Origin of the sequence: Alteromonas naphthalenivorans, from assembly GCF_000213655.1 — a bacterium.
GTDB lineage: Bacteria > Pseudomonadota > Gammaproteobacteria > Enterobacterales > Alteromonadaceae > Alteromonas > Alteromonas naphthalenivorans.
The window spans coordinates 2,573,384-2,586,909 of the sequence record NC_015554.1; the positions used below are offsets into that span (position 1 = coordinate 2,573,384).

At 44.6% G+C, this 13,526-nt stretch carries 8 protein-coding genes; 2 read left to right on the forward strand and 6 right to left on the reverse strand.

Annotation, left to right across the window (positions count from 1 at the left end):
* Positions 1-243: 243 nt before the first annotated feature.
* The 4 genes from AMBT_RS11245 to grpE all read right to left on the reverse strand — a co-directional run bounded on the left by AMBT_RS11245 (position 244) and on the right by grpE (position 4,885).
* Complete coding sequence (locus AMBT_RS11245; protein ID WP_013784753.1) at positions 244-744, reverse strand: c-type cytochrome; 501 nt, start codon at positions 742-744, stop codon at positions 244-246.
* 154 nt (positions 745-898) lie between these two features.
* Positions 899-2,035, reverse strand: a complete 1,137-nt coding sequence (gene dnaJ / locus AMBT_RS11250; RefSeq protein WP_013784754.1) for a molecular chaperone DnaJ — start codon at positions 2,033-2,035, stop codon at positions 899-901.
* A 177-nt stretch (positions 2,036-2,212) separates the two neighbouring features.
* Positions 2,213-4,147: a molecular chaperone DnaK gene (gene dnaK, locus AMBT_RS11255; protein ID WP_013784755.1), complete on the reverse strand. Its 1,935-nt coding sequence runs from the start codon at positions 4,145-4,147 to the stop codon at positions 2,213-2,215.
* 117 nt (positions 4,148-4,264) lie between these two features.
* Positions 4,265-4,885, reverse strand: a complete 621-nt coding sequence (grpE, locus tag AMBT_RS11260) for a nucleotide exchange factor GrpE (protein WP_013784756.1) — start codon at positions 4,883-4,885, stop codon at positions 4,265-4,267.
* A gap of 239 nt (positions 4,886-5,124) precedes the next feature.
* On the opposite strand from grpE, the gene AMBT_RS11265 reads away from it, so the two are divergent.
* Positions 5,125-8,613: a hybrid sensor histidine kinase/response regulator gene (locus AMBT_RS11265; RefSeq protein ID WP_013784757.1), complete on the forward strand. Its 3,489-nt coding sequence runs from the start codon at positions 5,125-5,127 to the stop codon at positions 8,611-8,613.
* 150 nt (positions 8,614-8,763) lie between these two features.
* On the opposite strand, the gene AMBT_RS11270 is transcribed toward AMBT_RS11265, so the two are convergent.
* Both AMBT_RS11270 and AMBT_RS11275 read right to left on the reverse strand, forming a co-directional pair.
* A complete protein-coding gene (locus AMBT_RS11270) occupies positions 8,764-9,414 on the reverse strand; it encodes a response regulator (RefSeq protein ID WP_013784758.1) in 651 nt (216 codons plus the stop codon).
* 245 nt (positions 9,415-9,659) lie between these two features.
* Positions 9,660-11,954: a TonB-dependent receptor gene (locus AMBT_RS11275; protein ID WP_013784759.1), complete on the reverse strand. Its 2,295-nt coding sequence runs from the start codon at positions 11,952-11,954 to the stop codon at positions 9,660-9,662.
* A 273-nt stretch (positions 11,955-12,227) separates the two neighbouring features.
* Between AMBT_RS11275 and AMBT_RS11280 the strand changes: the two genes are divergently transcribed.
* On the forward strand, positions 12,228-13,523 hold the full coding sequence (locus AMBT_RS11280; protein ID WP_013784760.1) for a GntP family permease: 1,296 nt from the start codon (positions 12,228-12,230) through the stop codon (positions 13,521-13,523).
* The last annotated feature ends 3 nt before the right edge of the window (positions 13,524-13,526 follow it).

The following is a 13,526-nucleotide window of genomic DNA, read 5'->3' on the forward strand; positions in this document are numbered from 1 at the left end:
TTAGTTAATTATTTGCTTTTCGTCTTTTACTGCTTACGTTAAAGACGTGATCATTTTTTAGTCAACAATAAAGAGTTTTTACTGTTTTATCCAGTAAATTTGCAATATGTAAAGCGCAATCATTTGCTCTCTATAGAAAGATACATGAACTAGCATGAGTGATGGGTATACAGGTTGGTTAAAACTTGAAGGGAAAGGAAATAACAGCGCACGAAATACATGCGCTGTGAATGACTTAAACAGTTAGTCTTTTTTGTAGTCGTCGTGACAAGATTTACAGCTTGCTCCAACTTTGCCAATCGCGCTGCGATAAGCACTTTCATCTCCAGCTTTAACTGCTGCTTGTAAACCCATTGACGCTTCTTTCAAAGCTGCAATTTTAGATTCTACATCTGAAAAGTTTTCCCACATTGCGTCTTTTGCGCCTGTGTCTACATCAAATTTACGGGTATCAACAGACAAGTAGTCACTCATCATATCCGCAAGTTGCTCTAACCTTACACCGTTAGTCATCATGACAGATTCGTCAAAAGGGAGTGCACCTTTCGCCATGCCGCCCAATGGTCCCATATTGCTGCGTACCAATTGGAATATCGCTTGACGGTATTGGGTAGCCGCTTTTGCATGCTTCTCTGACGAAGCTTCTGACGTTTCGGTCGCCGCAATTGCGCCACCCGCTAAACACGTTGCTAAAGCTGCGGTAGCTAATGTGGTTTTGATTATCTTTCCTAGATTCTTGCTCATAGTTATCGCCATGCCTGTTCGTTTGTGTTGGTCTGTTTTCTATCCTGACGAATACCCAGCTTTTGCGCAAGTTTTTAGCACGTAAATTTTGTATTTTTCCAATATTTGGGCAAAAAAAAGCCCTCATGTGAGGGCTTTATTAACTTGATATAATTTAGTTAGTTAAATCATCGAAAAACTTTTTCACACCGTCAAAGAAGCCTTGTGCTTTTGGACTGTGTTTACTTGATGCTTTACCCATCGACTCTTCTAACTCTTGCAGCAGTTCTTTTTGACGTGATGACAAGCTAACGGGCGTTTCCACCACAACTTTACACATCAAATCACCCACCGCGCCGCTTCGAACCGACTTAACACCTTTACCACGTAAACGGAACATGCGTCCTGTTTGGGTTTCAGGGCTAATCTTAAGTTTCACTTTACCGTCGAGTGTAGGTACTTCTAGCTCGCCACCTAGGGCTGCTGTAGTAAAACTTAATGGTACTTCACAGTACAAGTTGTTGCCGTCACGCTGGAAGATTTTATGGTCACGAACATGTACTTGAACATACAAGTCACCTGCCGGTGCGCCGTTCTCTCCTGCTTCGCCTTCGCCAGATAAACGAATACGATCGCCAGTGTCGACACCAGATGGAATCTTGACATTAAGGGTTTTGGTTTTTTCTTTACGACCATGGCCATGACAGCTATTACATGGATCTTCAATAATCTTGCCTTTACCCGAGCAGGTTGGGCAAGTTTGTTGAACCGCAAAGAAGCCTTGGCGCATTTGCACCTGACCGTTTCCATGACAGGTTGGACACGTTTTAGGCGTAGAGCCCTTCTTCGCACCAGAACCGTCACACACTTCACATTCAACCAATGTAGGCACGCGAATATCAACGCTTTTGCCACGTACCGCTTCTTCAAGCGATAGCTCTAGGTTGTAGCGAAGGTCTGAGCCTTGACGGGCTCGAGATTGACGACCGCCACGAGCACCGCCGCCACCGAAAATATCACCAAATACATCGCCAAAGATATCACCGAAGTCGCCACCACCACCAAAGCCAGCGCCACCGCGATTAGGATCTACACCAGCGTGGCCGTATTGATCGTAAGCGGCACGCTTTTGCGCGTCGTTTAATACTTCGTAGGCTTCCTGGATTTCCTTGAATTTAACTTCAAGGGCTTTGTCGCCCTGCGTGCGGTCTGGGTGATATTTCATCGCTAGCTTTTTATACGCCTTTTTAATTTCGCGTTCGCCAGCGCCTTTATCTACCCCAAGCACTTCGTAGTAGTCACGTTTCGACATAGTGTTTACTTATCCTACCTATTATTATCACAAGCACGTTGTTCGAGCACATTATCGCCCTTGTGAAACTACATTTATTATCGTGTTTTATTACACGACAAAGGCGCAACAAGTGAACCTGATGCGCCTTAACTGCTAAAGTTTGCCCGGCTTACCGGGCATATCGCAACAGTTTGCTTACTTTTTGTCTTCGTCTTTGACTTCTTCAAACTCAGCGTCAACAACGTCTTCATCGGCTTGGCCTGATGCTTGTTGCTCAGCGCCTTCAGCACCCGCTTCACCGGCTGCGCCTGCTTGCTGTGCTTGAGCCGCTTCCATCAACTTGCTAGACGCTTGAATAAGTTCTTGCGTTTTCGCTTCGATGTCTGCTTTGTCTTCGCCTTTAACCGCTGTTTCTAACGCGCTAACGGCTTCTTCGATTGGCGCTTTATCTTCTGCACTTAGTGCATCACCAACTTCTTCAAGTTGCTTGCGAGTAGCGTGAATCATACCATCAGCTTGGTTACGTGCTTGAATTAGCTCTTCAAACTTCGCATCAGATTCTTTGTTAGCTTCTGCATCAGCAACCATTTTCTCGACTTCTTCATCGCTCAAGCCTGAAGATGCTTTGATTGTGATCTTCTGCTCTTTACCTGTGTCTTTATCTTTCGCAGACACATGTAAAATACCATCCGCATCCAAATCGAAAGTTACTTCGATTTGAGGGGTACCACGAGAAGCTGGACGAATACCTTCAAGGTTGAACTGACCTAGTGATTTGTTACCACTAGATTGCTTACGCTCACCCTGTAGTACGTGTACAGTTACCGCAGACTGGTTGTCTTCAGCAGTAGAGAAAGTTTGCGACTTCTTCGTTGGAATAGTCGTGTTCTTCTCAATTAGTGCTGTCATCACGCCGCCCATGGTTTCGATACCAAGAGACAGAGGCGTTACGTCAAGAAGTAGTACGTCTTTAACGTCACCAGAAAGTACACCACCTTGAATTGCTGCACCAACGGCTACGGCTTCATCAGGGTTAACGTCTTTACGTGGCTCTTTACCGAAGAATTCAGTAACTAGCTTCTGTACCAATGGCATACGTGTTTGACCACCTACCAAGATAATATCTTGGATATCACCTACTGATAGGTCAGAGTCTGCCAATGCTTGCTTAAGCGGGTTAAGCGTGTTTTTAACAAGCTCTTCAACCAATGACTCAAGTTTTGCACGGGTTAGCTTAATCGCTAAGTGCTTAGGACCTGAACCGTCTGCTGTGATGTACGGCAAGTTAACTTCAGTTTGCTGTGAAGAAGAAAGCTCAATTTTCGCTTTCTCACCGGCTTCTTTAAGACGCTGCATAGCAAGCGGATCTTTACGTAAGTCGATGCCTTGATCTTTCTTGAATTCGTCAACAAGGTAGTTAATTACACGGTTATCGAAATCTTCACCACCAAGGTGAGTATCACCATTAGTTGCTAGTACTTCAAACGTGTGCTCGCCGTCTACTTCATCAATTTCGATGATAGAGATATCGAACGTACCACCACCAAGGTCGTATACCGCAACTACGTTATCGCCTTGCTTTTTGTCCATACCGTACGCTAACGCAGCCGCAGTTGGCTCGTTGATAATACGTTTAACTTCTAGACCAGCAATACGACCCGCATCTTTCGTTGCTTGACGCTGTGAATCGTTAAAGTAAGCAGGAACAGTAATTACCGCGCCCGTTACTTCTTCGCCAAGATAATCTTCAGCGGTTTTCTTCATTTTCTTAAGTACTTCAGCAGAAACTTGAGGAGGCGCCATTTTCTCGCCTTTCGCTTCTACCCATGCATCACCGTTGTCTGCACCTACAATTTTGTAAGGCATAATGTCGATGTCGCGTTGTACTTCTTTATCTTGAAAACGACGACCAATTAAGCGTTTAATCGCGAAAAGCGTGTTTTCAGGATTTGTTACCGCTTGACGCTTAGCAGATTGACCTACTAAAGTTTCGCCGTCGTTTGTGTAAGCAATGATTGATGGCGTTGTACGATCGCCTTCCGCGTTTTCAAGTACGCGAGGTTTGTCGCCGTCTAGCACTGCGACACATGAATTCGTTGTACCTAAATCGATACCAATGATTCTACCCATTACGTGTCTCCAAAAATTTATTTAATCTACAGTTTTAGTGGGGTTATTCCGCACTATTTTCAATAGTTGTCAGTAAAAAAACTGACATTTTTGTGTAATTTAAGCCGCAATGCGTATTTACGCTTGCGTATCTACACCACCGCTAGGCGCTCTCGAAACCATAACCATGGCTGGGCGCAACAAACGGCCGTTAATTTGATACCCTTTTTGCATAACCGCCATTACCGTATTCGGTGCGTGGTCTGCACTTTCTTGCATAGACATAGCTTGGTGCAAGTCAGGGTTAAAGGTTTCACCCTGCGGATCAATAAGGCTTAATCCAAATTTCTCAATGGTGCTTAAGAAACTTTTATGCGTCATTTCCACACCTTCAAGCAACGGCTTAACCGCTTCGTTTTCGCCATCAGTTAATTCGATAGCGCGCTCAAGGTTGTCAACAACAGGAAGAAGCTCGCCCGCAAAACGCTCTAATGCGAACTTACGTGCTTTTTCTACTTCCATTTCAGCGCGGCGACGGGCGTTTTCCACATCAGCACGGGCACGTAATACGCTATCTTGCTGTTCTTTAATGGTTGCCTGTGCTTCTGAAAGTGCGGTCTCTAGCTCATAGATGCGCTGTGTCGCATCTGATCCAGCTTCTGGTGAAGATTGCTCTTCTTGAATTACTTCAGCATCTTGTACGGTTTCGTCTACGCCAGAAACTTCTTGCTCTGCCTGCACGTCGCGGTTATCGCTCATGCTTTCCTCCAAACGTTAATGTCTATACTGCATAAACCCATGAATGACTCGTACTCAATCATGGGCAATGTCTGTGTTGGAATTAATTATGGGGCTGCTTTAACCGCCTTCAAGGGTAACCACACTATTTTTATGGTTTGTTTTTAAGTTTTTTTAAATAGATCAATAAATGCGAGCTGCACACCCATTCTTTGTAAAAAACATGTTAACTTTGACAGGTATTATATTAGGGAATCTTGATGCTCAGTATTTGGACCGTAGGAACGGTAGTTGCCCTTTATTTGCTCGCCTTATTTGCCATTGCCTTCTGGGGCGATAAACGGCTACGTGATAATCAACAACATCCAATTTTATATAGCTTGGGATTAGGAGTTCACTGCACATCTTGGGCGTTCTTCGGTACTACATCGCAAGCTGCTGAATATGGCTGGGCGATTATACCTACCTATATGGGTATTATTCTTACCATGGCATTCGCCTTTCCTGTGATATTGCATATAAGCCGGTTATGTCAGCAACACAATATCAGCTCACTGGCCGATTTAATCGGCCTTAAATATCAACATTCACACCTAATTGCCGCCTTAATCACTATATTGTGCTTTATCGGTGTCATTCCTTACATTGCCTTGCAATTAGACGCCATTACAAAAAGCATTAATCTCATTACGCCCGATACCCAGCATTCAACGCAAAACGTGAGTTTGTATGTGGCGGGGCTAATGGCTATTTTTGCCATTGTCTTTGGAACACGAACGCTCAACCTCACCGACAAGCACCCAGGCTTATTGCTTAGTATTGCGTTTGAATCTGTGGTGAAGCTTGTTGCACTTTGGGTGGTGGGCATATTTGTTTGTTTTTACTTGTTTGATGGCGTGCTTGATTTAGTCACGCAAGCCGCCAGCAACGACGCTGCGCGCAGTGTCATTTATGCCGATAGGGCACCATGGGTGTATTTGTCCCACGTGCTTTTAGGTGTGTGCTCTATGTTTGTATTACCGCGCCAATTTCATATGAACTTTGTTGAACTAAACGGCGAAGGTGAACTTCGCACTGCTCGCTGGCTATTTCCCCTGTATCTATTGGGTATGACGGTTTTTCTTATTCCCCTAGCATTGGCTGGTAAAGTACTACTGCCGCAAAGCGTGAATTCCGATGCGTATGTATTAGCCCTTCCTCTTTACGCAGAAAATATGTCTGTTTCTATCGTTGCTTTTGTTGGTGGCCTATCGGCTACCACCAGCATGGTGATTGTGGCAACACTTGCCCTTGGCATCATGATAGCCAACAACTTAGTTACTCCACTATGGTTAAAACTACGCTTGCGCGCCGAACCCAACCACACCATGCAGCCCAGTAAAATTTTGACTATTCGCCGGCTTACCGTATTAGTGGTGTTGTCGGTGGCACTTTGGTATCACTTAAATGTTAGCCAATCGGCGCCTTTGGTGAAAAGCGGTATTATTGCCATTGCCTTATTAGGCCAGTGCCTTCCTGTGCTTATGTTCGGCATTTATTGGCAGCGAAGCACCAAAACTGCCGCCGTATGGGCGCTGTTAGCCGGTTTTTGTTTTTGGGTAGTGTACTTGCTGTACCCCAGCATAATGTCGAGCTATTACTTTAATAACCCACCTTCAGATGCCGAGTTAGGAATGGGGTTCGCTTATTCATTGTTTGCGAACTGCGTCACCTTCATTGTGGTTTCTTATACTACGTTTAAGCATCCGCTTCATGGCATTGAACAGGAAGCTATATCATCACCTGCTTTTGCTATTCGTATTAAAGATTTAACGGCGTTAACGAAGCGCGTACTAGACCCCAGTGTTCACCTAGCGCTAGTGAACCAATTGTCAGTGAACATCTCGGAAGCTAATGATGCTAACTCTGGCTATGCTAACCATACTCTGCTGCAGCGCACAGAAAAATTGCTCAGTGCTCAAGTAGGCACTCCGAGCGCGCGCATTTTGTTAGGCGCTATTACTGAAACTAAAAATGAGACCTTGCCTGAATTGGTAGATTGGGTAGAAGAAGCGTCGCAATCTTTTCAGTTTAATCATGAAGTACTGCAATCGTCGGTACAAAATATTGAGCAAGGTATTAGCGTATTAGATGAAAAGCTACAGTTGTTAGCGTGGAATGAGCGCTATATTGAAATGTTTAACTATCCTCGAGCTTTCCTTAAAACCGGTATGTCGATTGAAAGTATTCTTGCTTACAACGCCAAAAGAGGGCTATTCGGCAACGCCACGCTAACCAACGATGAAATTAATAAACGAATTGTTTATATGAAAGAAGGCAGCCGGTACAAATATGTACGCAAACAGCCTGATGGAAAAGTGATTGAGCTAAATGGCTCGCCATTACCTGGGGGCGGATATGTAACGACCTACAGTGATATAACTGAATACATTGCCATTCAAGAAGCCCTTGAGCGCGCCAAATCTGAATTAGAAGGCCGCGTAGCTGCTCGCACTGAAGAGCTACAGCATGCAAAACTTGAAGCCGATAAGGCAAACGAAAGCAAAACAAAGTTTTTAGCAGCTGCTGGACACGACCTCATGCAGCCCTTTAATGCCGCTACCTTATTTGCCGCTATGCTGGCCCAAAAAACCAAAGGTGCTGAACTGGCCACGCTTTCAGAAGGGGTGGTTAGCTCACTTAATAGTGCAGAAACCCTGCTAACCATGCTACTAGATATGACCAAGTTGGAGTCGGGCAAGCTTACTCCTCAAACAAGCAATTTTGCATTAGATGATATGTTAGCGCCCCTAGTGCAAGAGTTTACTGTTATAGCAGCATCTAAAGGCTTAACCTTGCGCTATGTCCCCACCCAACTTGTTATTCATTCCGATAAAAATTTGTTGCGCCGTATCGTGCAAAACTTATTATCGAATGCGATACGCTATACCACAGTAGGCAAGGTACTGGTTGGTATAAGGCGCAAGTACTCAAAATCAGGCCACCAGCGCCCATTAAAATCAACCACACCGCTAATTGATATTTGTGTGTACGATACAGGGGCTGGTATTCCCAACCACCAGCAAAGTGAAATCTTTAACGAATTTCACCAATTAGATGAAAAACAAAACGCTCAAGGTTTGGGGTTAGGGTTAACCATTGTAGAGCGTATGGGCCGGTTACTACACCACCCTATTTCGCTGGTATCCACAGTAAACAAGGGCAGCAAGTTTAGTGTGTCTGTGCCTTGCGTTGGCGTATCCGCTGATAACGGGAACTTACAAGTAAAAAGCGCCGACCTTGCACATACCCAAACGGCAGAAACTAGAACTAAAACAACAAATGGCGCAATAGAGCCTAGTGCACAGACACCACGCTCAATGCCAAGTAAGCTATTTTTATCTGGCAGACTAATACTACTGATAGAAAATGATGCACAAATAGCCCAAGCCATGGAAGTATTGCTCTCAGATTGGGGCGCGGTAGTGCTAGTTGCCACAAATATTGCTGAATCGATGCAAGCGTGCCCTAACCCTCCAGATTTGCTTCTTGTTGACTACCACTTAGATGCCAATGAAACAGGAACGCAAGCGGTGTCTCAATTACAGGAAAAGTGGGGACGCAAGGTACCCGGGGTGTTAATTACGGCAAACAGAAGTGAGGGTATTAGGGACGCTGCTAGTGACTTAGGGCTGTACTACTTACCCAAGCCTGTTAAACCTTTAGCCCTTAAGCGCCTGCTTAAAAATGAATTGAAACTTGATGGCTAGCTTAGTGTTCAAATTAGTGATTGGTAGATGAACAATATGAGTGGTTATATGTCGTTAACAGGGATAGCTTATTAACGCGTCAATTTAGGCGATAGGTTATTTTGCTTAATGCGTTAGTTAAAATCGACTTGTCTAGATAATCGCTTAGGCCTACTCATGCACAGCCATAGCATGTTTAAAGGCAATACCTGCTTTTGTTCGATTAATAACATTCAATTTTCTCAATACCGCTGAAACGTGCTGTTTCACAGTAGACTCAGAAATATCCAGTTCGTAGGCGATTTGCTTATTTAACAGCCCGTCTGCCACCATCCGAAGTACTTTTAATTGGTGAGGCGTGAGCATGGCTAGCTTAACGCTAAAATCATCAGTTTTAGTCTCTGTCTCGGTCGCATCATCATTAAGATTCGCTACCGATTCAGGGAGCCACTGCTCGCCATCTATCACACGTTCAACCGCCTCGGCTATACATTCTATAGATGCCGATTTAGGGATAAAACCGCACGCACCTAAAGCAAGCGCCTTACGAATAAGGTTAGCTTCTTCTAAGGCTGTCACCATTACCACCAATACGTCAGGGAATCGTGCCCGCACTTCAGATAACCCTATCAAGCCATCATTACCTGGCATTTTCACATCCAAAAATACCAAATCGATATCTGGGTTAGCTTCAAGCTGACTAAGGGTTTCATTCAGCGTAGATGCTTGCAATATAAGAGGCCCTACAATGTCGCCAAGGGCTTGGCACATTGCCGCTCGAAACAAAGGGTGATCATCTGCAATAAGTACGCGTATTTTCATTTTATTATCTGCCGCAATGTTGTAATTAAAATGTTAAAACAATAATAACATGATAGTTACAAATGCCCAGCATTAATAGCCGCCCTTGATGTGGGTAAATGCAGAAGCGGGGTGAAGTTAAAAACAAACAAGAAAGCCGGAACTCTCATTCCGGCCTTCTTTGTATCGCTGTTTTATATTATTTGTACATCTAACTAGTGCGATATTGCGCTAATACATACGCTATTTATTACGGCTTACCGCGACTAAAAACGATAACCTAGCGTAACGTGAACTGTACGAGGGTCTCCATAATACCCAATCAGTGTGGTGTCACCGCCTAAGCCCGGTCCAAAGTTGCCGTCTTCGTCTCGAGTAACAAAGTCATATCCACCCACCAAGTACTCTTCGTCGGTTAGGTTTTTCACATGAAGGCCTGCATACCAATCGCCTTCTACACTTTCCCAACGCGCGCTTAAATTCACCATGCCATAGGCGTCTTGCTCGATTAGATCGCTAGTTTCAAATAATAAATAATCACCACGATAGTAATAGTTAGCATTAAATGAAATATCACCAAAACCTGTTTCCAGAAGATAATTAGCACCAATGTTCAGTGTATTTTCAGGTGTGCTAGCCAAACCAATAAGGGGAGGTACTGCATTATTTTTCTTAATTTCAAAATCGATAAATCCGTAAGCCACATCAAATTGTAAATTATCAGAGGCTACCCATGTCATTTCTACTTCTGCACCTTTTGCAGCGGTTTCTGCCGCGTTGCGTAACCTTTGATCAAGTGCAGTTGGGTCGCTTAAATCACCTTCAATACCAATATATTGTCGGTCTGAATGGTCATACGAGAATAACGTCACATTCAATCGCAATGCATCATTCAAATCGCTTTTCATGCCCACTTCGTAGCTATCAACGACTTCAGGTTCAACCCCTGGCTCGTTTACCGTAGCGCGTGGGTTAAAGGTGCCCGATTTAAAGCCTTGCGAATAACTCGCAAAAAATAGGGTATCTCGGCTCATTTGGTATTCCACACCTACTCGTGGCGTAAAGCGTGACCAGCTTTCTACCGCAGGTCCTTCAAATACACCATCACCGTCGCTGTCTGTGCCAAGCACTTGAGGCACTAAGTCACCATCAGGGCGAACATAGCCATCAATCCAATCGGTAGAAGGGTATACATTGGCGAAGATTAAGCCGTTATTTACCGTTGCCGATTTTTCTTCGTCAGTGAAGCGGGCTCCGAGTGAGAGAGAAAGTTTGTCGTTGATGTCGTAATTAAATTGCGCATAAGCAGCCCAGCTTTCCGAGTTGTTACAGCCGCTCACTTCACGTGTTAAACCCGGTGCGCCTAGCGCCACACCTAACACACCTAATACTGCATCGAAGTTTCCGCATGACTCACCATCATAAAGATATAAGCCAGAAACGAGCGAGTAGCTATTTCCCGTATAATTTAGCTGCAATTCATGGGTGTCATTGCTGTCATCATATTCGGCCGGCACATCAAAGATAGGTAATGCCGTATTATCAAAATCAATATTCGTAGGCGAGTAGCTTTCACGATGAGAGCCTATATATTTAAGTTCTAAATTATCGCTTACATTGTATCGGGCTAGCCAGTTATACCCTTCAAGCTCTACTTTATTCCAAGTAGGTAGACTGGTGTACGAATCGAACTTTGAATCAGGCACTGGCGCGTCGGTTAGAATACTGGGGATAAGACGATAGCCACCTTTTGCGTTTGAGGTATCTTCGGTTTTATCCCAGCCGAAACGGAAAAACAAATCATCACTAGCGTGGACTTCTAAGGTAAGACGGGCAGCCCATAAATCTTTGTTATAGTTTTCTTTATCTTGGCCGTCTAATGCGCTGACTAAGTATTCGCCAAAGCCGTCGCGGTTTAAATTAGCGTAACCTACACCCAAATACACTGTATCTTCTATTAATGGGATTTGCCCTGTGACCTTAAGATCCCGCTGGCTATAACTACCAAGGGTAGCTTGCACATTTAACTGGGTTTCCCCTGACATTTCTTTGGTGACATATTTAACAGCCCCACCAATAGTGTTCTTACCATAAAGCGTACCCTGCGGCCCACGTAGTACTTCAATGCGCTGTACATCTAACAAATCGAGTACCGCACCTTGTGGGCGAGCAATGTACACATCATCAACGTAAATACCTACGCCAGGCTCATATCCCCAAAGCGGGTCTTGTTGACCTAAACCACGAATAAAAGCGGTTAAGGTAGAGTTAGTACCACGGCTGGTTTGCAATGTAGTGTTCGGCGAAAACTGCTGTACTTCAGTAAGTACGCTAATGCCCTTTTCGGCTAATTCAACCGCACCAATTGAGGTGATGGCCACAGGGGTTTCCTGCAATGATTCAACGGTTTTTCGTGCGGTAACTTCAATACGTTCTAGTTTGCCTTTATCGTCAGCATCTGCGTCTTGAGCAAACGTAACGGGTGAAACTAACAGTGCGCTCGCAACAGCAGCTGCACAGATAGAGCGAGGGTAACGCTGCATGTGTGTAGTGAGTGACATAATGTGTCCTTTTTAGTTCTAAATTATCGTTACTGTCGGATGTAATGCCTGCGGTCGAACTTTACTCTAGGTAATTTTACCCTCGTCGTATGTAGTACCATCGTACTATGGGAATTCAGCGCCACTACCGCCACACTTTAGCCCTAGGACATGACTTCACCAATTGTTTATTGAAGTGAAAAGCCATGACTTAAAGCCATATAAACGCAATATAAACATAAACTTAACTGTTCTGGAGAATCTGCGGTCACAGATTTTTAAGGAAAAACAATGATGTTAAGTATGATGGGTCTGGTAGGCGGACTAGTGTTATTAATTGTGTTAACCATTCGGGGAATGAATCTTTTCATTGCAGCCCCCTTGTGTGCGCTGGTGGTGGCGTTAACCAACGGTATGTCTGTTTTTATTGGTGATATAAACTTTGTGGAAACCTACATGAGTGGGTTTTCAGGCTTTATTGCCGCATGGTTTTTTATGTTTTTGCTTGGTGCTTTGTTTGGCAAATTCATGGAAGACAGTGGCGCTGCCGATTCGGTCTCTCGTTGGATAATACAACGCATTGGTTACAAACAGGCCGTGTTAGCAGTGGTGCTTGCTTGCGCTATTTTAACTTACGGGGGAGTCAGCGTTTTTGTTGTCGCCTTCTCGGTTTACCCTATGGCGGTAAGCTTATTTAAAGATGCGAACTTGCCTCGCCGTTTTATTCCCGCAGCCATGGCATTTGGTTCAGTCACCTTTACTATGACCTCTGCCGGCTCACCAGAAATCCAAAACTGGATCCCTATTAAGTATTTGGGCACCTCACCTTTTGCTGCATGGGAAGTAAGCTTAGTGGTTGCTATTTTCATGGCAGTGCTTGGTTACTGGTGGCTAGCGAAAATGATCCGCAAAGCGATAGCTAATGGCGAGGAGTTTGAAGCGCGTATTACCGACCCTGAAATACGCGAACGAGACTACCCTCACCCGCTCACCGGTATTATTCCATTGCTAGTAGTGCTGTGTATTTCCTTCTTTTTACACGAAGCACTAGCGCAACTTGCGCTTATTGTAGCCTTAGGGGGAGGCGTACTTACTTTGCTTATTATAAACCGCGCCCACTTTCACAATTTACAAGCGGCGATAAACACCGGCACCACAGGGGCACTGGTCGCTATTGGCAATACTGCGGCAGTCGTAGGGTTTGGCGCTATAGCTAAAAACACAGAGGCATTTCAGCAAACGGTAGCTTTAATGACGCAAATCCCTGGTAACGAGTTAATTGGCGCTGCTATAGCGATTAGCGTAATAGCAGGCTTAACCGGCTCGGCTTCAGGAGGCCAAGCTATCGCACTGCCACTACTTGCACCGCATTATCTTGACCAAGGCGTACAGCCAGAACAATTACATCGTATTGTTTCTATCTCTTCAGGTGCGCTAGATTCACTGCCTCATAACGGGTATGTTGTCACCACAATTCGCGCCATATGTCATGAAACCCATAAGGCAGCCTATGGTGCCGTTGCAGCATTGACGGTAGTAGTACCGGTTATAGGGCTTGCCCTTGCCATTGGCCTATTCAGCGTGTTTTAGACA